Below are 23,437 nucleotides of genomic sequence, written 5' to 3'. Positions count from 1 at the left end.
CTTCAATGGACGGCTACGCCTTCGCCACCCTAAACTGGCCGTTTCGCATACCGTTACGCCTACGCAGGGCCCGCCATCATGGATACCTCCACGCAAGCCTCCCGGGAAACCGACCAGCAAACCCGTGACTGGCTGCGGACGCTGGTCGCTTTCGACACCACCAGCCGCAATTCCAACCTGGCGCTTATCGAGACCGTGCGCGACGCGCTCAAGCGCCAGGGCATCGATGCCCTGCTGGTGCACAACGCGGCCCGCAACAAGGCCAACCTGTTCGCCACGCTGCCCGCCCAGGACGGCGGCACGCAGGGGGGCATCGTATTGTCCGGTCATACCGACGTGGTGCCCGTGGATGGCCAGGACTGGTCCTCCGATCCCTTCGCGGTGGACGAAAGGGAAGGGCGGCTCTACGGGCGCGGCACCTGCGACATGAAAGGCTACATCGCCGCGACCCTGGCGCTGGTGCCCGAGTTCCTGGCGATGCCGCGCAAGAAGCCGCTGCACCTGGCATTCTCCTATGACGAGGAAGTGGGCTGCGCCGGCGCGCCCTATCTGCTGGCGGATTTGCGCGAGCGCGGCATCCAGCCGGAGGGCTGCGTGGTCGGCGAGCCCACCGGCATGCAGGTGGTGGTCGCGCACAAGGGCATCAATGTCTTCCGATGCCGGGTCCATGGCAGGGCCGCGCATTCCTCGCTGACGCCGCGGGGCTGCAACGCCATCGAACATGCGGCGCGCCTGATCTGCCATATCCGCGACCTGGCCGATGCCTACCGCACCAACGGCCCCTACGATACGTTCTACGACGTGCCCTTCACCACGCTGACCACGAACCAGATCCAGGGCGGCATCGCGGTCAATACCATTCCCGACGCCTGCGAGTTCACCTACGAGTTCCGCAACCTGCCCGGCATGTCGCCGCGGGACATCCAGGCGGATATCCGGCGCTATGTCGACGAGCAGTTGCTGCCGCGCATGCGGGCGGAGTTTCCCGACGCCCGCGTCGAGATCGAGACCGGGCCCGCGGCGCCCGGCCTGGAGGCCTCGGAGCAGGCCGCCATCACCGCGCTGGTGCGCGCGTTGACCCGCGACACGGCCACGCGCAAGGTGGCCTATGCCACCGAGGCGGGCCTGTTCCAGGGCCTGGGCATACCGACCGTGGTCTGCGGCCCCGGCCATATCGAGCAAGCCCACAAGGCGGACGAATACGTCGCCCTGGACCAATTGGCTTCCTGCGTCGGCTTCCTGCGACGGGTCGGGCAGTCCCTCTAGGGGCAGGCGGGGCCACTCGGGTAAAATAGCCGGTTGCTAAGTCGGTGGCACGCCCGTACCGGGGCGGGCCGCCAAGCTGGCGTTGCGGCCGATGGCGCCGCATCGTGGCGGGAGAAGCCTGGTGAAACCTTACGACCTTCCCGATGCCCAAGGGCATTTCGGACCCTACGGCGGCGTGTTCGTGGCGGAAACGCTCATGCACGCCCTGGATGAATTGCGCGCGGCCTATGACCATTTCCGCGCTGATCCGCTATTTATGGAAGAGTTCGCCTACGAACTCAAGCATTTCGTGGGCCGGCCCACGCCGGTCTACCATGCCCGCCGCTGGTCGCAGGAGCTCGGCGGCGCGCAGATCTGGTTCAAGCGCGAAGACCTGAACCACACCGGCGCGCACAAGGTCAACAACTGCATTGGCCAGGCGCTGCTGGCTCGCCGCATGGGCAAGCCCCGCGTGATCGCCGAAACCGGCGCCGGCCAGCATGGCGTGGCCACCGCCACCGTGGCGGCCCGCTATGGCATGGAGTGCGTGGTCTACATGGGCAGCGAGGACGTGCGCCGCCAGGCCTCCAACGTCTATCGCATGAAGCTGCTGGGCGCCAAGGTGGTGCCGGTGGAGTCGGGCTCGCGTACGCTCAAGGACGCGCTGAACGAAGCCATGCGCGACTGGGTCACCAATATCGCCAATACCTTCTACATCATCGGCACGGTGGCCGGTCCCGATCCGTACCCGCGCATGGTGCGGGATTTCCAGACCGTGATCGGCAAGGAATGCCTGACGCAGATGCCGCAGGAAACCGGCCGCCAGCCGGACTACGTGATCGCGGCGGTGGGCGGCGGTTCCAACGCCATGGGTATTTTCCATCCCTATATCCCCCAGGAGAACGTGCAACTGATCGGCGTCGAGGCTGCCGGCGAGGGCATGGATAGCGGCCGCCACGCGGCCTCCATCGCGGCCGGCCAGGTCGGCGTGCTGCACGGCAACCGCACCTATGTGATGCAGGACGAAAACGGCCAGGTGCAGGAAACGCATTCCGTGTCGGCCGGCCTAGACTATCCGGGCGTCGGTCCCGAGCACGCCTGGCTCAAGGACAGCGGCCGTGCCAGCTACGTCGGCGTGACGGATGACGAGGCCCTGCGCGCGTTTCACGATTGTTGCCGCATCGAGGGCATCATGCCCGCGCTGGAGTCCTCGCATGCCATCGCCCACGCGGTACGGCTGGCGCCGACGCTGCCCAAGGACAAGATCATCCTGGTCAACCTGTCGGGCCGCGGCGACAAGGACATGCATACCGTCGCCGAGCGCGCCGGCCTCCAGCTGTAATCCACGGGTGAACCGAACAGCATGACCCCACAAAAAGACCGCATAGGCGCCGCCTTTGCCCGTACCCGCGCGGCCGGCCGCGCCGCCCTTATTCCCTATATCGCCGCCGGCGATCCGACGCCCGACGCCTGCGTGCCGCTGATGCATGCGCTGGTGCGCGCCGGCGCCGATGTCATCGAGCTGGGGGTGCCGTTCTCCGACCCCATGGCCGACGGCCCTGTCATCCAGCGCGCCACCGAGCGCGCCATCGCCCAGGGCATGACCCTGCGCAAGGTGCTGGACGCCGTGGCGAGCTTCCGCCGCGACGATGACGCGACCCCGGTGGTGTTGATGGGATATGCCAATCCCATCGAAGCCATGGGCCAGGCCGCCTTCGCCGACGCGGCGGCGGCCGCCGGCGTCGATGGCGTGCTGGTCGTGGACTATCCGCCGGAGGAAGTGCGCGAGTTCGCCGACCTGATGGGCGCCAAGGGCATGGCCCCCATCTTCCTGCTGGCGCCCACCAGCACCGACGCGCGCATCGAGGCGGTCGGCAAGGTGGCGCGCGGCTATGCCTACTATGTCTCGCTCAAGGGCGTGACGGGCGCCGGCCACATCGATACCGACGACGTGGCGGCCAGGTTGGCGGCCATCCGCCGCCATGTCCACATTCCGGTGGGCGTGGGCTTCGGCATCCGCGACGCGGACAGCGCCCAGCGCGTGGCGCGGGTGGCCGACGCCGTGGTGATCGGCAGCAAGCTGATCGAGACCATGGAAAAAGCCGTCGAAGGCGTGCCCGCGGCCGGCCGGACCGAAGCCGCCGCCGCCGCCGTCGGCAACTGGCTGGGCACCATCCGCCAGGCGCTGGACAACGTAAAACGGGACTCAACGGCGGCCTGAGCGGCCGTCTTCCCCCACCAGGATAAAACTCACAATGAGCTGGATCGAAAAACTCCTGCCGCCGCGCATCAACAAGACCACCGAGCCCACCGCGCGTCGCGTGCCGGAAGGACTTTGGGTCAAGTGCCCTTCCTGCGAATCGGTGCTTTATAACGAGGACCTCGCCGCCAACCTGCACGTCTGCCCGAAGTGCGACCACCATATGCGCATCGGCTCGCGCGCCCGCGTCGACTCGCTGCTGGACCTGGAAGGCCGGGTCGAACTGGGCCAGTCCATACGCTCGGTCGATACGCTGAAGTTCAAGGATTCGCGCAAGTATCCGGAACGCCTGCAGGAAGCGGTCAAGCAGACGGGCGAGACCGACGCCATGGTGGTGGTCAGCGGGTCGATCAAGGGCGTGCCGGCCGTGCTGGCCTGCTTCGAGTTCGAATTCATGGGCGGTTCCATGGGTTCGGTGGTGGGCGAGCGCTTCGCGCGTGGCGCCCAGGCCGCGCTGGACCAGAAGACGCCCTTCATCTGCGTGGCCGCCTCGGGCGGGGCGCGCATGCAGGAAAGCCTGCTGTCCCTGATGCAGATGGCCAAGACCAACGCCATGCTGACGCGCCTGTCGGCCGCGCAACTGCCTTTCATCAGCGTGCTGACCGATCCGACCATGGGCGGCGTGTCGGCCAGTTTCGCCTTCATGGGTGACGTCGTCATCGCCGAGCCCAAGGCCTTGATCGGCTTTGCCGGACCGCGCGTCATCGAACAGACCGTGCGCGAGAAACTGCCCGAGGGCTTCCAGCGCGCCGAGTTCCTCCTGCAAAAGGGCGCCATCGACATGGTGGTGGACCGTCGCCAGCTGCGTGATGAAATCGCCCGGCTGCTGGCCCTGCTGACGCGCCAGCCCGCGGAAGTGCTGAGCGCCTGAGTCCGGTAGCGCGGGTGTCGGTTCCGGCACCCGCCTGGGCACGCCCCGTGCTAAGGGCGCGCGGCGCGAGGGATCCCGCCAGGGCCCGGCCGAAACGGATTGGTGCTGATTTTAGAAAACACTGTTTCGTGGCTTTCTTGCCCAGGTAGGTCACTCGAGCCCATGCTCTCATGGTCTCTGTTGTTTTTTTCTGATAAGTTACAGCGCGTCCATACCTCGAAATTGTTGCTAGTTGGAGTGTTCCCCATGCAAAGTGGTTATAAAAAGAGCTTGGTAGCGGGCGCAATCGCGGCCCTGGCGATGGCTTGCGCCGTGCCGGCCGCGCAGGCGCAGGATAAAGGCGGTATCAGCGTGCAAGGCGGTTTTGGCGACAGCTACAACCGTGGCGCGATCAACTATGAAACGGCGCCCTTGTGGCAGACCAGCGGCAGCCTGGGCCGCCTGGACCTTACCGGTGAACTCGGCGCGGCCTACTGGTGGGCGCATAGCGGTGGCGGCCATCCGTCGAATGCCTGGCAATTGAATGCCATCCCGATGTTCCGTTGGTGGGTCACCGACCGCTTCTTCTTCGAAGGCGGCGTGGGCGCCACGGTGTTCAATCACACCAAGTTCGCGGGCGAGACCATCAGCACCGCGTTCCAGTTCGGCGACCATATCGGCCTGGGTTTCCAGATCGACCAGCACAGCCGCGTGAGCCTGCGTTACTCCCATTTCTCGAACGCCAGCATCAAGCGCCCGAATCCGGGCCTGGATGTGACCCAGGTGAGCTACACCTACCTGTTCTGACCGCGCCGTTCTCGGCGCGTCCCGCCAGCGCCTTCGCGGCCTGGTGGAAAGGGCGGTCCGCAAGGACCGCCCTTTCTTTTTCCACCCCGCGTTTATTCACCATCCGCCCTGTGCCGGCTCACATGAAAAACCCCGAGGGCCGGACGGGGTCGTCCGGGCCTCGGGGTTCAGGGCCGATCAGCCTGGCAGGCGCGATCAGTGGCGGGTTTCGACCTGCACCAGCGGCTGGTTCGAGACCGGCGCCACGGGCTTGCGCTCGCGGCCCAGGCGCAGCGGCACATGGGTGGCCGCAATGCGTTGCTGGGTCTGGGCGAGACGCTCGGGGTCGGTTTCGATCCACTTCAGGCCGGCGGCGTTGACCACGTTATGCAGCGATTGCTTGCTGGGCGTGGCGTCCGCGCCAGCGGCCGGGGCAGTGGCCTGGACCGGCGCGGCAACCGGCGCCGGCGCGGCCTGGACCGGGGCAGCGGCCGGTGCGGCCTCGACCGGGGCAGCGACCGGCGCGGCCTGGACCGGCTCGGCAGCCTGGACCGGCGCGATGACCGGAGCCGGCGTCGCGGCCTGGACGGGCGCGGCAGCGGGAGTCACGGCTTGGGCCGGCGCGGCGACCGGGGCCGGCGCGGCGGCTTGCTCCGCCGCGACGGCAGCGGGGGCGGGCGCCGGCGCAGCTTCTTGAACCGGCGCAGGCGCCGCCACGGCTTCGACCGTCTCGGTGCGCGTTTCCGCCACGATCCGGGCCGGCGTAGCCACCTGCACGGGTGCCGTCACGGCGACGGGCGCCGTGGTGGTATTGGCCGATTCAGCCGTTGGGGCCGTTGCGGCCACGGCGGGCGTCGACTCCGACAGTTCGGCGATCGGCGCCGCGACATGGGCTTGCACCGGAGCCGATTCGAGCGGCTTGTGCGTATCCACGGGCGTCGCCACTTCCGACAGCGCGGCCTGGGCCTCGGCGGCCAGGCGGTCTTCGGGCTCGCCCTGTTCGGACGCGTCCAGACCGTCTTCCTGGCTTTCGCCATCCGCGCTCACACCATCTTCCTGGCTGCGGCGGCCACGGCGGCTGCGGCGACGACGGCGCTTGCGTTCGGGATCGGCGCCCGCGCCTTCCGTGGCGACGGGATTGCCGAACTCGTCGGTCTCGACCTCCGCGGCGGCGGTGTCGCGGGTCGCGGCTTCATCGACGCCGTCCGGCGGCAATGCGGCGGCCACGGTCTCGGCCAGGGCCGCGACCATGCTCTCCTGCTCGCTCATCACGGCATCGCTACCGGATTCCTCGCGGCGATTGCGGCCGCCACGGCCACGGCGGTTGCGGCCTTGGCGGGCGGGCGTGCCGTCCTCCAGCGTCTCCACCGGCGGCAGGTTGCGGTCGGCCTGGTCGGCTGCCTGGTTCGTGGCCTGGCTCGCGGCCAGGGCGGCGGCGTCACGCTGGCCGCGCTCGGCACGATCACCACGCTCGGTGCGCTCGCCCCGTTCCGCACGCTCGCCGCGTTCGCCACGGGCGGGCCTTTCGGTATCGCCGCGACGGCCGCCGCGCACATGGTGGCGGTTGTTGGCGTCGGCGGTTTCCACGGCTTCGGCGTTGCGGCCTTCGCCGCGGCGGCCACGGCCACGGTCGGAACCATGGCGTTCGCCACGGCGGTCCTGGCCGTCATGCGTGCGCGACTTGGGACGGTTGGCGGCGCGCTTGGCTTCGTCGGACGGGGCCGGCGCGGCGGCAGGCGCGGCAGCCTTCTCGCCGCCGCCGGACAGCCAGCCCACCAGGCGCTTGAACAAGCCGCCCATGCCGGCAGGCGCCGGCGCGGCGGGCGCGACCGGGGCCGGCGCGGGGGCGACGGGCGCGGGCTGGGACGGCGTGATGCCCTTGACCAGCGCTTCCGGGCGCGTCTTCACTTCCTGTTCGCGGGGCGCCCAGGCGACTTCCGTGGCGGGGGCCTCGGCCAGCTCGAAGCTGGTCTTGGTCTCTTCCAGGCGCGGATCGTCGTGGCGCAGGCGCTCGATATGGTGATGCGGGGTTTCCAGGTGCTTGTTGGGGATCAGCACCAGGTTGACCTTCAGGCGGGCTTCCATCTTGGCGATGTCGGCGCGCTTTTCGTTCAGCAGGAAAGTCGCCACGTCGACCGGCACTTGCGCGTGCACGGCGGCGGTGTTTTCCTTCATGGCCTCTTCCTGCAACAGGCGCAGCACGTGCAGGGCGCTCGATTCCGCGTCGCGGATCACGCCGGTGCCGTTGCAGCGCGGGCAGGTGATGTGCGAGCCCTCGTTCAGGGCCGGGCGCAGGCGCTGGCGCGACAGCTCCATCAGCCCGAAGCGCGAAATCTTGCCCATCTGAACGCGGGCGCGGTCGAAATGCAGGGCATCGCGCAGGCGCTGTTCGACGGAACGCTGGTTCTTGCTGTCCTCCATGTCGATGAAGTCGATGACGATCAGGCCACCGAGGTCGCGCAAGCGCAGCTGGCGGGCCACTTCATCGGCCGCTTCCTGGTTGGTGCGCAGGGCGGTTTCCTCGATGTCGGCGCCGCGCGTGGACCGGGCCGAGTTGACGTCCACGGCCACCAGCGCTTCGGTGTGGTCGATGACGATGGAGCCGCCCGAGGGCAGGGTGACGTTGCGCGAGTAGGCGGTTTCAATCTGGTGTTCGATCTGGAAGCGCGAGAACAGCGGCACGTCGTCGCGGTAGCGCTTCACGCGGTGCACGTTGTCCGGCATCACCACGCTCATGAAAGCGGTGGCCTGGTCGGCGATCTCGTCGGTATCGATCAGGATCTCGCCGATTTCAGGCGAGAAGTAGTCGCGGATGGCCCGGATGACCAGGCTCGATTCCAGATAGATGAGAATAGGCGCGGAATTGTCGCGCGCGGCGCCGTCGATGGCGGTCCAGAGTTGCAGCAGATAGGACAGGTCCCACTGCAGTTCTTCGACGTTGCGGCCGATGCCGGCAGTGCGGGCGATGATGCTCATGCCCTGCGGCAGTTGCAGCTGCTCCATCGTGTCGCGCAGTTCCTGGCGGTCCTCGCCTTCGACACGGCGCGATACGCCGCCGCCGCGCGGGTTGTTGGGCATCAGCACCAGGTAGCGGCCGGCCAGCGAAATAAAGGTGGTCAGCGCCGCGCCTTTGTTGCCGCGCTCCTCTTTTTCGACCTGGACGATCAGTTCCTGGCCTTCGCGCAGGGCGTCCTGGATACGGGCGGTGCGGACATCGACGCCTTCCTTGAAGTAGCTGCGCGCGATTTCCTTGAACGGCAGGAAACCGTGGCGGTCTTCGCCGTAATTGACGAAGCAGGCTTCGAGGCCGGGTTCGATGCGGGTGATGATGCCCTTGTAAATATTGCCTTTGCGCTGTTCGCGGCCGGCGGTCTCAATGTCCAGGTCGATGAGTTTTTGCCCATCGACAATGGCGACGCGCAGTTCTTCCTGGTGCGTCGCGTTGAACAACATTCGCTTCATGAGAAGGTTCTCCGTAGTCATGACACGCCGATATCGGCGCGTGACCTCGGATCACACGGTCTGCGGACTGCGGCAAGGGCAAGCGGCTTGCGGACCGTACCCGGGCGTGCGCCCAGGCGTATCCGCGCCAGTCAGGCGGGCACTGCGTGCCGGTAGGCACGGGGTTCTGTCAGCAGGAGAGTCAGTAGCACGTATGTGGTTGACGAATAATTGCTGTGGGAACTCAGACGCGGCGACAAGAGAGAGGGCGCGCGCCTGGTGCTTTAAATGCGACGATGCTTGCGAATGCTTCAGAGCCGCGCGCGGCTTGCAACGGTCCTGTCATGAAAGCGGGCAAAATGTGCCACACCACTTTCTGCTGGGCTCGGTTGCGCCGGCGACCGAATGACCCCGGAGCTGAAATCGAGCAGGCGGTACAATGGCGTCCTGCGCACCGGACGGCGTTGCCAAAAAAGCGTACTCGACGGAGTTGCAAACAGCATCTCTACGCCAAGCGGCTATTCAGTCTAAGCCCCCCATTTCAGCCCCTTAAGGCTGTCCCGATTATATGCCGCTTTTCGCAATGCGCAAAGAATCATCCCCTGGGACTTCCCCCAGCGCGCCCGCGACCGTACGCATGGTCGAAGTGACCGACGAGCACGACGGCCAGCGTGTCGACAATTTCCTGTTCCGCCTGTGCAAGGGCGTTCCCAAGAGCCATGTGTACAAGGCGATCCGCGACGGCAACGTCCGGGTAAACAAGGGACGCATCCAGGCGGACCATAGGCTGGAAAAAGGGGACGTCGTTCGCGTGCCGCCTTTTCGCCTGCCGGCGCCCGACGCGCCGCGCGCGGTGCCGCCCGCCGAATTCCCCATGGTTTACGAGGACGAGGGCATGCTGGTCGTGGACAAGCCGGCCGGCATCGCGGTGCACGGCGGCAGCGGCGTGGCCTTCGGCGTGATCGAGCGCCTGCGCGCCGCCCGTCCCCAGGCGCCCATGCTGGAACTGGCGCATCGGCTGGACCGCGAGACCTCCGGCCTGCTGATGATCGCCAAGAAGCGCAACGCCCTGCTGGGACTGCATCGCATGTTCCGCGAGGGATTGGGCAGCAAGCGCTACTATGCGCTGGTCCAGGGCGACTGGGTCAACGACCGCCAGCACATCAAGCTGCCCTTGCTGAAGTGGACGACGGCGTCGGGCGAACGGCGCGTCCGGGTCGACCGTGAAGGGCAGGCCGCCCACACCATCGTCACACTGAAGCAGCGCTTCGGCCGTTACAGTCTCGTCGAGGCCGAGTTGCGCACCGGGCGCACCCACCAGATACGCGTGCACCTGGCCGCCAGCGGCTTTCCTATCGTGGGCGACGATAAATATGGGGACGATGAGACCCGGGCCGCCTTCGCGCGGCAGGGCTTCAACCGGATGTTCCTGCACGCGCATCAACTGACCATCCCGCATCCGCTGACGGGGGAAACGCTGGACCTGCATGCGCCGCTGCCGCGGGCCTGCCTGCAATTGCTAAAAACGCTGGAGAGTGCTTGACCATGCCTTATTCGTTGGTGGTGTTCGATTGGGACGGCACGCTGATGGATTCGACCCACAATATCGTGGCCGCCATCCAGGCCGCCTGCCGGGACCTGGACCTGCCCGTGCCGACGGCCTCGCAGGCCAGCTGGGTCATCGGCCTGTCCCTGGAAAGCGCGCTGCGGCACGCCGTGCCGGACCTGCCGAAATCCATGATGCCTCGCTTCCTGGAGCGCTACCGGGTGAACTACCTGTTGCGGGATCCGGAGCTCAAGCTGTTCGAGGGGGTGCGCGAACTGTTGACCGACCTGGCGCAGCGGGATGTGCGGCTGGCGGTGGCCACCGGCAAGAGCCGGGTCGGGTTGAATCGCGCGCTGGCGGCCAGTGGCCTGGTCGATATGTTCCATGCCACGCGGACGGCCGACGAAACCTTCAGCAAGCCGAATCCGGCCATGCTCCACGAAATCATGGCGGAGCTGGACGTGCCGCCGGAGCGGGTGGTGATGATAGGCGACACCTCGCATGATTTGCAGATGGCCGCCAATGCCGCCGTCCACGGGGTCGGGGTGACCTATGGCGCGCATACCCGCAAGGAACTGGAGACCTGCATGCCCCAGGTGATCGTCGAGACCGTGGCGGAACTGGGGGCGTGGCTGGCGGGGCGGGGCTGAGTACGGGCCTGAGATACGCGGGCCGGAGAACGCGGGCCGGGCGTCAACGGCGTGTGAAATAATCCCCGCGACTGATACGCGCGCGCGGCCCGTGCCCGGGAACATCCCTCATGGGCGTCCGGTCTCAGTGGAATACGCAATGCGCGTCGCAATGCGCGACGACGTGCTTCCTGGAGCCGGCCATCATGCTCATACGTAAACCCTCGGACATTCTTCCCTCGGAAATCACGCCGGAACGGGTCTGGCACGCGCGCCGCGCGTGGCTGGGTCGGGCCGGCGCCGGGCTCGCCGCCCTGGGCGCGGCCGGCTGGATGCCACCCGCGCGAGCCCAGGATGGCGGCCTGGCGGCCTTGCCGTCGACGGCCAATGCGGACTACGCCGTCATGGACAAGCAGACGTCCTACGGCGACGTCACGTCCTACAACAATTACTATGAGTTCGGCCTGGACAAGGGCGATCCGGCCAAATACGCCAAGGCCTTGAAGGTACGGCCCTGGACCGTCAGCGTCGAGGGCGAGGTCAACAAGCCGCGTACCTTCGATATCGACGAGCTGCTCAAGCTGGCGCCGCAGGAAGAGCGTGTCTACCGCCTGCGCTGCGTCGAGGGCTGGTCGATGGTCATTCCCTGGATCGGCTATTCCCTTTCCGCGCTGCTGAAGCAGGTCGAGCCCACGGGCAATGCCAGGTTCGTGCAATTCGTCACCGCCGCCCAGCGCGACACCATGCCGGGGCTGCGCAGCGGGGTGCTGAACTGGCCTTATACCGAAGGCCTGCGGCTGGACGAGGCCATGCATCCGTTGGCCTTGCTGACCTTCGGGCTGTACGGCAAGGTGCTGCCCAACCAGAATGGCGCGCCGGTGCGCGTGGTGGTGCCTTGGAAGTACGGGTTCAAGTCGGCCAAGTCGCTGGTGGCGATCCGGCTGGTCGAGAAAATGCCCGTCAGTTCCTGGATGGATGCCGCATCCAATGAATACGGGTTCTACGCCAATGTGAATCCCGATGTGCCGCATCCGCGCTGGAGTCAGGCCACGGAGCGGCGCATCGGCGACGGCTTGTTCAGTCCCAAGCGCAAGACCTTGATGTTCAACGGCTATGACCAGGTGGCGTCGCTTTACCAGGGCATGGATCTGCGCGCCAATTATTGAAGGCCACCGAGGGCGTCGCCTACGTGGGTGCCACCCGCTGGTCGCCGCCCCTTTGCCGCTTCTGGATGATTTTTAGCGCATGGATACTGTTACCCTTCCTTCCGGCCCCGCGCGGCGGCAGTGGACTGCCCGGCAGGTGGGCCGTTTCAAGCCCCTGCTGTTCCTCCTGGGACTGGCGCCGCTGCTGCGCTGGGTCTGGCTGGGCATGAACGACGGCCTGACCGCCAACCCGGTCGAGTTCCTGACCCGCTCCGCCGGCACCTGGACCTTCGTCTGCCTGCTGGTGACCTTGTCCATCACGCCGCTGCGCCGCCTGTTGAACCAGCCGGCGCTCCTGCGGGTGCGGAGGATGTGCGGCCTGTACACCTTTTTCTACGGCTTCCTGCACTTCCTGTCGTGGGCGGGGTGGGATCGCGGTTTCGATCCGGCGTCCATGGCCGAGGACGTGGGGCAGCGGCCCTTCATCCTGGTGGGCTTCCTGGCCTTCGTCCTGCTGCTGGTCCTGGCCCTGACCTCGTTCCAGGCCGCCATGCGGCGCCTGGGGCGCCATTGGGGGCGCTTGCATCGCGCCGTCTACCTGATCGGGCTGCTGGCGCTCCTGCACCTGTGGTGGCACAAGGCTGGCAAGCATGATTTCACGCAGCCGCTGTGGTATGGGGCGGTATTGCTGGGGCTGTTGGCCTGGCGCGTGGTCCTGCGGGTGCGCGCCAACCGGGCGCGGCCTGCTTGAAGGGGCGTCAATGCTGCCAAAGGCCGGCGCCCCCCCGTCCGTCCCGCGATACGCCCATATCACGCCCGAACCGCCCGCTACAGTGGTGTCATCTAGCGCCTATCTTGCGGATACTCCCTTGATGTCCCGTTGTGTGCGGACACTGCAACCGGTATTTCGGAGTCGTCCAGTGGCCGCCGGAACGTCTATTCACCTATTCAGTTTCGCCCGGCAGCACGCTGAGGATGGCCGCCGTTTCGGCATCGGCCACGCCGTCGTAGCGGGCAGGGCGGTAGTGCATCTGGAAGGCGGCAATGACGCGCGTGGTGGCGGCATCGTAGGCGCCCGTGCGGGGCACGTCGTAGCCGACGCGCGCCAGTTCGTCCTGGAACCAGGACGCATCCGGCAGGGCGCCGTCGATCGCATAGCGCCGGGTGGCGGCCTGGGCGGCGGCTTCGTCGTACCAGCGGCCCAGGCCGGCCTGGGCCAGCCGACGCCAGGGGAAGAGAGGGCCGGGGTCCGTCTTGCGCTGCGGCGCGATGTCGCTGTGACCGACGATGTTCTCCGGGCGCACGCCGTGACGCTGGGCGATATCGCGCACCAGCAGGATGACGGCGCGGATCTGGGCTTCCGTATAAGGCTGCCAGATGGGCGGCTGCCACGCCGGGGGCTGTTCCATGGATGGCGGCTGCCCCGCTGGCTGCCCTGGCGACGGCTGCCTGAAGGGCGACTCCCTCGGGGGTGACCGACTCACGGACGGCTGCTCCAGCGACGGCTGGCCGCCCGTGGTTTGCCCGGTCGCGGAGCGCGGCGGCGCCAGGCTGCCGCTACCCGGGATGGGGCCGCCGTTGGTGATCTCTATGCCGATCGATGCGTTGTTCAGGGCGGTGCGGCCGAACCAGCTGCTGTCCCCCGCATGCCAGGCGTTGCGGGCTTCGGGGACCAGGTTGTACACGCGGACGCGGCCCGCGCCGGTGTCCTCGTCGCTGACGAGGTAGTGGGCGCTGACATCCCCGCGCGATAGGGTGCGCAGGGAGGCCGCCTCGCTGCCGTCGGTATAGTGCAGCACGATGAAGCGCACCCGGCTGTCCTGGCTGACGGCGCTGATCGAGGTGTCGACGTCCAGCCCGGCCGGCCAGCGGCGCGCGCAGCCGGCGAGCGACAGCGCGCCCAGCAAGGAGAGCGCGGCGCGGCGTCCGCTCCCCGCGCGGTTTGGCGCGTCATCCTTCATCATCGGGCGAGATAGAGGAACAGGGTGGGCTTCTTGTCCAGGTCCGGCGCCGGACGGGACTTCCAGTCGGCGATGGTCGCCGTCCGCACCCATTCATCGTCCGTGGTAAGCGACCGCGCCACGCACAGCCGGGTGTCTCCACGCAGGCTCGCCAGCAGGGTGGAGAACATCGCGGCGTTCCGGTACGGCGTTTCGATCAGCATCTGGGTCTGGTTGTTGCGCGCCGACAACTGTTCCCAGGCGCGCAATTGGCGCGCTCGCTCGCCCGGTTCCACCGGCGCATAGCCATGGAAGGCGAAGCGCTGGCCATCCAGCCCGCTGGCCATCAAGCCCAGCAGGATGGAGGATGGGCCGACCCAGGGGCGCACGCGCAGCCCCATGCGGTGCGCCGCGTCGGCGACGCGAGCGCCGGGATCCGCGACGGCGGGGCACCCGGCCTCGGAAACCAGGCCGATTTCACCGCCCTGGCGCAAGGGCTTGAGCCAGCCGTCGATTTCAGCGGCGCTGGTCTTCTCGCCCAGCGTGTGGATGGTGATTTCCTGCAGCGGCCGCAGCGCGCCTATTTGCTTGAGGAAGGCGCGCGCCGTCTTGGCGTTTTCGGCGATATAGCAGTCCAGCCCGGCCGCCAGGCCGCGCGCTTCGGCGGGCAGCCAGCGATCGGGCGGCGCGTCGCCCAGGCCGACGGGGATCAGGTGCAGGGTGCCGGGGCCTTCGCCGCGCGGCCCGCCCTTGGGCGCGGCGGACGCAGGGGAAGCGGCAGGCGGGGCAGGTGCAGCGGATGCGGCAGTCGTCGCCATGGGATCGGGGCCGCCCGCGCTCATCGCGCCGCTCCGCTGCCAGCGGCCGTCAGCGGGTCCAGGCCGAACAGCGCCAGCATGCTGGTCAGGGCGATCAAGGGCAGTCCGATGATGGCGGTGGGGTCGTCGCTCTGTATGCTTTCCATCAATGCGATCCCCAGGCTTTCCGCCTTGGCGCTGCCGGCGGTGTCGTAAGGGGACTCGGCGAGCAGGTAGGCCTCGATGGCGGCGTCCGAAAGCTCGCGGAAGCGGCAGCGGGTGACGATGTCGGCATGGGCGACGCGCTGCCCATCGGTCACGGCCAGCGCCGTATGGAACTCCACTTCGCGGCCGGACAGGCTGCGCAGCTGGCGCTGGGCGCGGGCGAAGTCCCCCGGCTTGCCGATGGGGGTGCCATCGGCCGTCGCCACCTGGTCGGAACCGATGACGATGGCGCCAGGGTGCGCCGTGGCCACTGCCTTGGCCTTGGCCAGGGCCAGGCGCACCGCCAGGTCCGCCGGGGTCTCGCCGGGCTCAGGCGTTTCATCGACCTGGGGCGGGACGACGTCGAAGGGCAGCCGCAGGCGCGACAGCAGTTCCCGGCGGTATTTGGACGTCGAGGCGAGAATCAGGCGGCGTGGGGAAATAGTCATACTTGGTTTGACGTTGTGGCGTAAGTCACAGTATTATCTAACGTTTCGCGGGATTTTCCTTGCGGTTTCTGTGCGGCAACAGCGTGGCGAGGGTGTGATTGTGGTAACCCCACCCCTGTGGCAATGGTGTGGCAGCAACACGGTGGTGGCGGTAGCGCGATGACCGTGCGGCAGGCAGCCATGGCCGATCGCCGATCGGGCCAGGTTTCGGGATAATCCCCGGAAATCCTGGATGACACCGAATCGTTAATCGGGAAACCGCCAGGCGATGCATTCGAGGCGGCGGATTTTCGAGCAGGGAAAGCCGTCACCGGCTGGATCCCTCGATCTGAGGAACGGGTTGAGCGAAGTCGATCCAGTGCCTGCTTTGATTCACGATTATGTAGAGGTGAGCCATGGCCAAGTCCGGCAAGGGCGCCGCTTCTGGTGCGGCGGCCGCGGGGGCGCAGTTGGCCAAGGTGGCCGTGGATGATTCGAAAGAGTCGTCGAAGGAATCGTCGAAAAAGCCGGTCGGCATCATCGACGCGTTCGAGTTTGTCCGCTTGGGCAAGCACGCCGAAGGCAGCCTGCCCTTGGCGCGCATGGTGCGCGCGATGGAGGGGCTGCCCGAGCAGGCCGGCGATGTGCATTGGCAGGTGCAGGGCAAGCATGGCGCGATGAACGAGCCTTTGCTGGTGCTGCGGGTGCAGGCCAGTCCGGTGCTGATCTGCCAGCGATGCATGGAACCTTTTGCGTTTCCCATCGATGCCGAGGTGGCGCTGCAACTGGTGCGCAGCGAGTCCGAACTGGACGACAGCGGCTACGATGGCGGCGACGACGAGGACGACGAGGAGGATGGCGAGCCGGGTTACGGCGCGCCCGCCCCCGAGAAAGTAGTGGGATCGCAACGTTTCGACGTGCTGTCCCAGGTAGAGGATGAACTGATTTTGAATATCCCCTACGTGCCCAGGCATGAAGTCTGTCCGGGCGCGGCGGGACAGGCAGGCGAGGAGAAATCCGAACCTGTCAAGCGTCCATCGCCGTTCGCGGTGCTGGAAAAACTGAAGCACAAAGATTGAGATCAACATTCGGGCTGCATCGCGTACAATGCGGCCCGATTCTAGGAGTCATCATGGCTGTTCAACAAAACAAGAAGTCCCCCTCGAAGCGCGGCATGCACCGCTCGCACGATTTCCTGACCGGTCCGTCGACCGCGATCGAGCCGAACACGGGCGAAACGCATCTGCGTCACCACATCAGCCCCAACGGTTTCTACCGTGGCCGCAAGGTCATCAAGACCAAGAACGACGAGTAAGCCAGTCACCGCGCAACGCGTGACCGGACTGTTCGTTAGGCTGGCGCTGATACTTGGCACCCGTGATACGCATCGCTATTGACTGCATGGGCGGCGATATAGGCCTGCCCACGACCATACCCGCGTCCATCGCGTTCGCTCGGCAATTCCCCGACGCCCGGCTCTTGCTGGTCGGCGTGCCCGATGCCATCGAAAAGGCATTGGCCGCGTCGCGGGACGTGCCGCGCGACCAGATCGAAATCGTACCGGCCTCCGAGGTCGTCACGATGGACGATCCGGTCGAGGTCGCCTTGCGTCGGAAAAAGGATTCGTCCATGCGCCTGGCCGCCCAGGCGGTCAAGGACGGCCGCGCCGACGCCTGCGTGTCCGCCGGCAATACCGGCGCCTGGATGGCGATCTCGCGCTACGTGCTGAAGACGATGGACGGCATCGACCGGCCGGCCATCGCCACTTCCATTCCCAACCAGGAAGGCCGCGCCACCACGGTGCTCGACCTGGGCGCGAACGTCGATTGCACGGCCGAACACCTGTTGCAGTTCGCCATCATGGGCACCGCGCTCGCGCAGGCGCTCGACCATTGCGAGCGGCCCAAGGTCGGCCTGCTGAACATCGGCGAGGAAGTGATCAAGGGCAACGAGGTGGTCAAGGAAGCCGCCGAATTGCTGCGCGCCAGTCCGTTGAACTTCCACGGCAACGTGGAAGGGAACGATATCTTCAAGGGCACGGTCGATGTGGTCGTCTGCGACGGCTTCGTCGGCAACGTGGTGCTGAAATCCATCGAAGGCCTGGCCAGGATGATGAGCAGCGTCATCCGCGAAGAGTTCAAGCGCAACCTTATTACCCTGCTGGCGGGCGCCATCGCGTCGCCCGTCCTGAATCGTTTGCGCCGTCGTGTCGATAACCGCCGCTACAACGGCGCGGCCTTGCTGGGGCTGCGCGGGGTGGTCATCAAGAGCCACGGCTCGGCCGATGTCTACGCCTTCGGCTTCGCCTTGCAGCGCGCGCGCGAGGCGGTGGCCAGCAGGCTGCTGGAACGCATCATGCAAAGCGTGGCGCAGATACACCAGAGCGTGCATACCAATAACGTGGCGGCGGCACTGCCGCGCGCAGCGGGAGACTCCGCTTGAAACAGAATTCCTTGCAGTACTCCGCGATCACCGGCACGGGCAGCTACCTGCCGCCGCGCGTGGTTTCCAACGACGAGCTGGCGGCGGAACTGGCCCAGCGCGATATCGTCACTTCGGACGAGTGGATCGCCGAGCGCACGGGCATACGGCAGCGCCACCTGGCTGAGCGCGGCGTGACCACCAGCACGCTGGCCGCCGAGGCGGCGCGCCGCGCGATCGAGGATGCCGGCTTGCAGCCCGGCGATATCGACCTGATCATCGTCGCCACGTCCACGCCCGACTTCGTCTTTCCCAGCACGGCCTGCCTGGTGCAGGACAAGCTGGGCATCAAGAACGGCGCGGCCTTCGACGTGCAGGCCGTGTGCAGCGGCTTCGTCTACGCCCTCACCACGGCCGACAGCTTCGTGCGCGCGGGCCGCTCCCGCCACGCGCTGGTGATTGGCGCGGAAGTCTTTTCCCGTATTCTCGACTGGAACGATCGCTCCACCTGCGTGTTGTTCGGCGATGGCGCCGGCGCCGTGGTGTTGAGCGCGTCCGACGAGCCGGGCATCCTGGCCGCGCAATTGCGCGCCGATGGCAGCCAGACCAAGATTCTTTGCGCGGCCGGCAACGTCGCCTATGGCGAAGTGGTGGGCGACCCCTTCCTGCGCATGGATGGCCAGGCCGTCTTCAAGCAGGCCGTGACCGTGCTCGACCGCTCGGCGCGCGATGTCTGCGAAGAGGCGGGTATCGCGGTGGGCGATATCGACCTGCTCATCCCGCACCAGGCCAATCTGCGCATTCTCAATTTCCTGGCCCGTAAACTGGACCTGCCGGCCGACAAGCTGGTCGTCACGGTGGACCGCCATGCGAACACCTCGGCCGCCAGCGTACCGCTGGCCCTCGATGCCGCGCGCCGCGAGGGCCGTGTCCAGCCGGGGGGCACCGTGCTCATGCAAGGCGTGGGCGGCGGCTTTACCTGGGGCTCGGTCCTTGCCAGAATGACAGCCACAAAACGGTAATCCCTCCAAAAAGATGAAAATCGCTTTTGTATTCCCCGGACAGGGTTCGCAATCGGTAGGTATGCTCGACGCATGGGCCGGCAATGCGGCGGTTGCGGACACGGTCGCGCGCGCCGGCGCCGCCCTGGGCCAGGACCTGGCCGCGCTCATCGGACTAGGGCCCGCCGAACAGCTCAACCTCACCACCAATACCCAGCCCGCCATGCTGACGGCCGGCGTGGCGTTCTACGCCGCCTGGCGCGCCGCGGGCGGACCGCTGCCGGAAGTGCTGGCCGGCCACAGCCTGGGCGAGTACGCGGCGCTGACCGCGGCCGGCGCGCTGCAACTCGAGGATGCGGTGCGCCTGGTGCGCATCCGCGCCGACGCCATGCAGGCCGCCGTGCCCGTGGGCACCGGCGCCATGGCCGCCATTCTTGGCCTGGACGATGACGCCGTTCGCGCCGCCTGCGCGCAGGGCGCCCAGGGCGAGGTCGTCGAGGCCGTCAATTTCAACGCACCCGCGCAGGTCGTGATCGCTGGTCACAAGGCAGCCGTGGAGCGCGCCTGCGAGGCCGCCAAGGCGGCCGGCGCCAAGCGCGCCGTCATGCTGCCGGTGTCGGCGCCGTTCCATTCCAGCCTGCTGGAACCGGCGGCCGCGGTATTGTCGAAGGCCTTGAACGACGTCGTCGTCAACGCGCCCGCGATTCCCGTGGTCAACAACGTCGACGTGCTGGCGCCGACCGAGCCCGCCGCCATACGCGACGCGCTGGTACGCCAGGCTTGGCATCCCGTGCGCTGGGTGGAAACCATCCGCGCCTTCAAGGCGCGCGGCGTCACCCACGTCGTCGAATGCGGCCCTGGCAAGGTGCTGGCGGGCCTGATCAAGCGCATCGACGGTGAGCTGACCGGCCTGGCCATTACCGATCCGGCGTCCCTGGACGCCGCGCTGGCGCAGCTCGGAGGCAATTGATATGGACAATGCAATGGACCTGCAAGGCAAACTGGCGCTGGTGACCGGCGCCACCCGTGGCATCGGCAAGGCGATCGCGCACGAGCTCGCCGTACGCGGCGCCACCGTGGTGGGCACCGCCACGTCGGAAGCCGGCGCCCAGGCGATCAGCGAGGCCCTGGCTCCCCATGGCGGCCGTGGCGTGGTGCTGAACGTCACCGACACCGCTGCCTGTGACAGCCTGCTGGACACATTGGCGAAAGACGGCGGACCGCACATCCTGGTCAACAATGCCGGGATCACCCGCGATACGCTGGCCATGCGCATGAAGGACGAGGACTGGGATGCGGTGATCGACACCAACCTGGCTGCCGTCTTCCGCCTGTCGCGCGGCGTCATGCGTGCGATGATGAAGGCTCGCTGGGGCCGCATCATCAATGTCACCTCCGTGGTGGGTTCGTCCGGCAATCCGGGCCAAGCCAACTACGCGGCCGCGAAGGCCGGCGTGGCGGGCATGTCGCGCGCCCTGGCGCGCGAACTGGGTAGCCGTGGCATTACCGTCAACTGCGTGGCGCCGGGTTTCGTCGATACCGACATGACCCGCGTCCTGGGCGAGGCCCAGACCGCCGCGCTGCTGCAGCAAATTCCGCTGGGCCGCCTGGGGTCGCCGTCGGATATCGCGCATGCGGTCGCCTTTTTGGCTGGTCCGCATGCCGGTTACATTACCGGCACGACTTTGCATGTGAACGGCGGGATGTATATGTAATTTCTGCGGGCTCCGCCATAATGCGGTCCACCCTTCAAATCACGGGGGATAGACCGACGTTGGGCGAGGTTCGTCGCAAAGGGCGTCAATCCGGCGCTCGCGTATCCCCGGTAAAGGCTTGCCAGGGATAAGTTTTTTCTCACGGCCCGGCGTTTGCATTCCTCTGCGCTTGGCTATAATTCGCGGGATTTTTCCCAATTGGAGATCTGCATGGAAAGCATCGAACAGCGCGTCAAGAAGATCGTCGCTGAACAACTTGGCGTCAATGAAGCCGAGATCAAGAACGAGTCTTCCTTTCTTGACGACCTCGGTGCCGATTCGCTCGACATGGTTGAGCTGGTCATGGCCCTCGAAGACGAATTCGAGACCGAGATCCCCGACGAAGAGGCCGAAAAGATCACGACCGTGCAACAAGCGATCGATTACATCAATTCGCACGGTAAGCAGTAAGCTAGCCTTTCCTTCCCCGCGCTGGAGGTTCGGTCCTCCGGCGGGAACCAGGGCGGTTTTTGGAACATGCCGCGCGATAGCGCGGGGTCGGGCCATGCGGTCCGTGCCCGGGCGTGGCCTTCCAGGCTTGCGCCCGACCGGCAGGCCCCGCGCATGCGCGCCGCTCGCGGGCGGCATGTTCCGGGCCGCCTTTGTTTTGTCTGTTTGAGGAGTCATCCGTGAAACGACGCGTCGTCATCACCGGACTGGGTATTGTCTGCCCCGTTGGCAACGACATTGCCACTGCCTGGGACAATATCGTGAACGGACGTTCCGGCATCCGCCATATCAGCCGTTTCGATCCCAGCGCCTTGACCACGCATATTGCCGGCGAGGTCCAGAACTTCGACGTTACGCAATACATGCCCGCGAAAGAAGCGCGGCAGATGGATACTTTCATCCATTACGGCCTGGCGGCCGGCGTGCAGGCCTGGCAGGATTGCGGCCTGGAAATCACCGAGGAAAATGCCGAACGCATCGGCGTGATCATCGGTTCGGGTATCGGCGGCCTGCCCCGTATCGAGGAAACTCAGACCGACCTGCTCGAACGGGGGCCCCGCCGTATTTCGCCGTTCTTCGTGCCGGGTTCGTTGATCAACCTGATCTCCGGCCAGCTGTCCATCAAGTACGGCATGAAGGGACCCAGCTACGCGGTCGTTTCCGCCTGCACGACGGGTTTGCACAGCATAGGCGATTCCGCCCGCCTGATCGAATACGGCGACGCCGACGTGATGGTGGCCGGAGGTGCCGAGTCCACCGTCTCGCCCTTGGGCATCGGCGGTTTTGCCGCCATGCGCGCGCTGTCCACCCGCAACGACGACCCCACCACGGCGTCGCGTCCCTGGGACCGCGACCGTGATGGCTTCGTGCTGGGCGAGGGCGCCGGCGTGGTGGTGCTGGAAGAGTACGAGCATGCCAAGAAGCGCGGCGCGCGCATCTACGGTGAATTCGTCGGCTACGGCATGAGTTCCGACGCGTACCACATCACCGCGCCGGACAAGGACGGTCCGCGCCGCGGCGTGGTCAACGCCTTGCGCAATGGCGGCCTGAATCCCGAGGACGTGGATTACGTCAACGCGCACGGCACGTCGACGCCGCTGGGCGACAAGAACGAAACCGACGCCCTGAAGCTGGCCTTCGGCGACCACGCGCGCAAGCTGGTGGTCAATTCGACCAAGTCGATGACCGGCCACCTGCTCGGCGCGGCGGGCGGCATCGAAGCCGTCTTCACGACCCTGGCCGTGCACAATCAGGTGTCCCCGCCCACCATCAACATCTTCAACCAGGATCCCGAGTGCGACCTGGACTATTGCGCCAACGAGGCGCGGCAGATGAAGATCAACGTCGCGTTGTCCAACTCCTTCGGATTTGGCGGCACGAACGGGTCGATGGCTGTTCGCCGGATCTGATTTGAGCGCCGGGGAGCATAGCGGCTGGACCTTGCGCGTGCCGGTGTTGCGGCCGCGCTGGGTGGTGCTGGCCGAACCCGTCATGCGCTGCCTGGGCGGCGCGGCTGCCGCGTGCGCCCTGTGCTGGCTGGGCCTGCCCGCCGGGTCGGCCTGCCTGCTGGCGCTGGCCGCGGTAGCGGGCGCCGCGACCAGCGCGCGTGCGCGCAAGCCCGCCGTGCGGGCCTTGCGCTACACCGCCGATCATGCCTTGTACGTGCGCCAGCCCTGGGGGTGGCGCCCGCTGGCCTTGCGTGCCGTGGCGCGGGGCTGGCGCTGCCTTGCCCTGCAAGGCGATCTGCCGGCGCCGCTCAGCCCCCGCGTGGGGCCTTGGCGTGCGCGCCGGGTTTCCTTCACCGTCTGGCAGGATGCGCTGCCGGCTCCCGCCTGGCGGCGGCTGAGCCTGCTGAGCCATCGGAACCTGCGCCGCGCGCGTGTGCGCGGCCGGCAGGCCCCGCGCACGCCGACGGCAGCGGGGGAGACGGGGACAGCATGAGCGAACGTGAAATCGACGCCGAACTGGTCACCCGTGTCCAGCGCGGCGACAAGAAGGCTTTCGATCTGCTGGTCATGAAGTATCAGCGCAAGATCATGCGGCTGCTCTCCCGCATGATCCGCGACCCCTCGGAAATCGAGGATGTCGCCCAGGAAGCTTTCATCAAGGCCTACCGCGCCTTGCCGCAGTTCCGTGGCGAGAGTGCTTTTTACACCTGGCTGTACCGTATCGCCATCAATACCGCGCGCAATTGGCTGGCTTCCAGCGGGCGCCGCCCCAGCGCCCCGACGGCGGTGGAGAACGAAGATGGTGAAACTTTTAACGAGGCGGACAACCTAAGCGATATAAGCACCCCCGAATCCATGGTCGCCAGCCGCGAAATCGCCGAGACGGTGAACGCGGCGATCGAGAGCTTGCCTGAAGAGCTGCGCACGGCGATTGTCCTGCGGGAAATTGAAGGAATGAGTTACGAAGACATCGCCCAGAGCATGGGATGTCCCATCGGCACCGTGCGTTCGCGGATTTTTCGCGCGCGCGAGGCCGTCGCCGCCCGTTTGCGGCCCATGCTCGGCAACGATGCCGATCGTCGCTGGTAAGGA

23 protein-coding genes are annotated in these 23,437 nt (G+C 66.9%); 19 read left to right on the top strand and 4 right to left on the bottom strand.

Going from position 1 to position 23,437, the window contains the following annotated elements:
* Positions 1-78: 78 nt before the first annotated feature.
* The 5 genes from argE (at position 79) to C7R54_RS05625 (ending at position 5,162) form a co-directional block, all read left to right on the top strand.
* Complete coding sequence (argE, locus tag C7R54_RS05645; RefSeq protein WP_129149144.1) at positions 79-1,266, top strand: acetylornithine deacetylase; 1,188 nt, start codon at positions 79-81, stop codon at positions 1,264-1,266.
* Positions 1,267-1,387: 121 nt separating this feature from the next.
* Positions 1,388-2,587 carry a tryptophan synthase subunit beta gene (trpB, locus tag C7R54_RS05640; protein WP_129149143.1) on the top strand — a complete coding sequence of 400 codons (1,200 nt, stop codon included), beginning with the start codon at positions 1,388-1,390 and terminating at the stop codon, positions 2,585-2,587.
* A 21-nt stretch (positions 2,588-2,608) separates the two neighbouring features.
* A complete protein-coding gene (gene trpA, locus C7R54_RS05635) occupies positions 2,609-3,466 on the top strand; it encodes a tryptophan synthase subunit alpha (protein ID WP_129149142.1) in 858 nt (285 codons plus the stop codon).
* 34 nt (positions 3,467-3,500) lie between these two features.
* Complete coding sequence (gene accD / locus C7R54_RS05630; protein ID WP_129149141.1) at positions 3,501-4,376, top strand: acetyl-CoA carboxylase, carboxyltransferase subunit beta; 876 nt, start codon at positions 3,501-3,503, stop codon at positions 4,374-4,376.
* Positions 4,377-4,622: 246 nt separating this feature from the next.
* Complete coding sequence (locus C7R54_RS05625) at positions 4,623-5,162, top strand: acyloxyacyl hydrolase (protein ID WP_129149140.1); 540 nt, start codon at positions 4,623-4,625, stop codon at positions 5,160-5,162.
* Positions 5,163-5,357: 195 nt separating this feature from the next.
* Here C7R54_RS05625 and C7R54_RS05620 read toward each other — a convergent pair whose 3' ends face one another.
* Positions 5,358-8,603 carry an Rne/Rng family ribonuclease gene (locus C7R54_RS05620; protein WP_129149139.1) on the bottom strand — a complete coding sequence of 1,082 codons (3,246 nt, stop codon included), beginning with the start codon at positions 8,601-8,603 and terminating at the stop codon, positions 5,358-5,360.
* Between the two features lie 547 nt (positions 8,604-9,150).
* Here C7R54_RS05620 and C7R54_RS05615 point away from each other — a divergent pair.
* The 4 genes from C7R54_RS05615 to msrQ all read left to right on the top strand — a co-directional run bounded on the left by C7R54_RS05615 (position 9,151) and on the right by msrQ (position 12,653).
* Positions 9,151-10,125: an RluA family pseudouridine synthase gene (locus C7R54_RS05615; protein ID WP_129149138.1), complete on the top strand. Its 975-nt coding sequence runs from the start codon at positions 9,151-9,153 to the stop codon at positions 10,123-10,125.
* Positions 10,126-10,127: 2 nt separating this feature from the next.
* Positions 10,128-10,778: an HAD-IA family hydrolase gene (locus C7R54_RS05610; RefSeq protein ID WP_129149137.1), complete on the top strand. Its 651-nt coding sequence runs from the start codon at positions 10,128-10,130 to the stop codon at positions 10,776-10,778.
* A 185-nt stretch (positions 10,779-10,963) separates the two neighbouring features.
* A complete protein-coding gene (gene msrP / locus C7R54_RS05605) occupies positions 10,964-11,923 on the top strand; it encodes a protein-methionine-sulfoxide reductase catalytic subunit MsrP (protein ID WP_129149136.1) in 960 nt (319 codons plus the stop codon).
* 79 nt (positions 11,924-12,002) lie between these two features.
* Positions 12,003-12,653, top strand: a complete 651-nt coding sequence (gene msrQ, locus C7R54_RS05600) for a protein-methionine-sulfoxide reductase heme-binding subunit MsrQ (protein ID WP_129149135.1) — start codon at positions 12,003-12,005, stop codon at positions 12,651-12,653.
* Positions 12,654-12,846: 193 nt separating this feature from the next.
* Here msrQ and C7R54_RS05595 read toward each other — a convergent pair whose 3' ends face one another.
* The 3 genes from C7R54_RS05595 to C7R54_RS05585 are packed head-to-tail and all read right to left on the bottom strand — an operon-like array spanning position 12,847 to position 15,292.
* Positions 12,847-13,866: an N-acetylmuramoyl-L-alanine amidase gene (locus C7R54_RS05595; RefSeq protein ID WP_158021157.1), complete on the bottom strand. Its 1,020-nt coding sequence runs from the start codon at positions 13,864-13,866 to the stop codon at positions 12,847-12,849.
* On the bottom strand, positions 13,863-14,660 hold the full coding sequence (locus C7R54_RS05590; protein ID WP_129149469.1) for an SAM-dependent methyltransferase: 798 nt from the start codon (positions 14,658-14,660) through the stop codon (positions 13,863-13,865). The genes C7R54_RS05595 and C7R54_RS05590 overlap by 4 nt, the downstream gene beginning before the upstream one ends.
* Before the next feature lie 20 nt (positions 14,661-14,680).
* Entirely contained in the window at positions 14,681-15,292 is a 612-nt protein-coding gene (locus C7R54_RS05585; protein WP_129149133.1) for a Maf family nucleotide pyrophosphatase, read from the bottom strand.
* A gap of 395 nt (positions 15,293-15,687) precedes the next feature.
* Between C7R54_RS05585 and C7R54_RS05580 the strand changes: the two genes are divergently transcribed.
* The 10 genes from C7R54_RS05580 (at position 15,688) to rpoE (ending at position 23,434) form a co-directional block, all read left to right on the top strand.
* Entirely contained in the window at positions 15,688-16,350 is a 663-nt protein-coding gene (locus tag C7R54_RS05580) for a YceD family protein (RefSeq protein ID WP_129149132.1), read from the top strand.
* Between the two features lie 53 nt (positions 16,351-16,403).
* Complete coding sequence (gene rpmF / locus C7R54_RS05575) at positions 16,404-16,586, top strand: 50S ribosomal protein L32 (protein ID WP_088598458.1); 183 nt, start codon at positions 16,404-16,406, stop codon at positions 16,584-16,586.
* A gap of 62 nt (positions 16,587-16,648) precedes the next feature.
* A complete protein-coding gene (gene plsX, locus C7R54_RS05570; RefSeq protein ID WP_129149131.1) occupies positions 16,649-17,713 on the top strand; it encodes a phosphate acyltransferase PlsX in 1,065 nt (354 codons plus the stop codon).
* An 11-nt stretch (positions 17,714-17,724) separates the two neighbouring features.
* Positions 17,725-18,714, top strand: coding sequence for a beta-ketoacyl-ACP synthase III (locus C7R54_RS05565; protein WP_377813620.1), 990 nt, complete (start codon positions 17,725-17,727; stop codon positions 18,712-18,714).
* A 13-nt stretch (positions 18,715-18,727) separates the two neighbouring features.
* The gene (fabD, locus tag C7R54_RS05560; RefSeq protein WP_129149129.1) at positions 18,728-19,663 is read left to right on the top strand and encodes an ACP S-malonyltransferase; all 936 of its coding nucleotides are present in this window, start codon (positions 18,728-18,730) and stop codon (positions 19,661-19,663) included.
* Between the two features lies 1 nt (position 19,664).
* On the top strand, positions 19,665-20,408 hold the full coding sequence (fabG, locus tag C7R54_RS05555; RefSeq protein WP_129149128.1) for a 3-oxoacyl-ACP reductase FabG: 744 nt from the start codon (positions 19,665-19,667) through the stop codon (positions 20,406-20,408).
* A 210-nt stretch (positions 20,409-20,618) separates the two neighbouring features.
* Positions 20,619-20,858 (top strand): acyl carrier protein, encoded by a 240-nt coding sequence (gene acpP, locus C7R54_RS05550; RefSeq protein ID WP_003813816.1) that lies wholly within the window; start codon positions 20,619-20,621, stop codon positions 20,856-20,858.
* Between the two features lie 218 nt (positions 20,859-21,076).
* Positions 21,077-22,306 (top strand): beta-ketoacyl-ACP synthase II, encoded by a 1,230-nt coding sequence (gene fabF / locus C7R54_RS05545; RefSeq protein WP_129149127.1) that lies wholly within the window; start codon positions 21,077-21,079, stop codon positions 22,304-22,306.
* 1 nt (position 22,307) lies between these two features.
* Positions 22,308-22,838 (top strand): hypothetical protein, encoded by a 531-nt coding sequence (locus C7R54_RS05540; protein ID WP_129149126.1) that lies wholly within the window; start codon positions 22,308-22,310, stop codon positions 22,836-22,838.
* Positions 22,835-23,434, top strand: a complete 600-nt coding sequence (gene rpoE / locus C7R54_RS05535; RefSeq protein WP_129149125.1) for an RNA polymerase sigma factor RpoE — start codon at positions 22,835-22,837, stop codon at positions 23,432-23,434. The genes C7R54_RS05540 and rpoE overlap by 4 nt, the downstream gene beginning before the upstream one ends.
* Positions 23,435-23,437: the final 3 nt, after the last annotated feature.

The organism is Achromobacter aloeverae (assembly GCF_004121055.1).
Classification (GTDB): Bacteria; Pseudomonadota; Gammaproteobacteria; order Burkholderiales; family Burkholderiaceae_B; genus Bordetella_C; species Bordetella_C aloeverae.
Note: the sequence above shows the minus strand (reverse complement) of the source record. Positions and strands in the feature narration are given on the sequence as shown.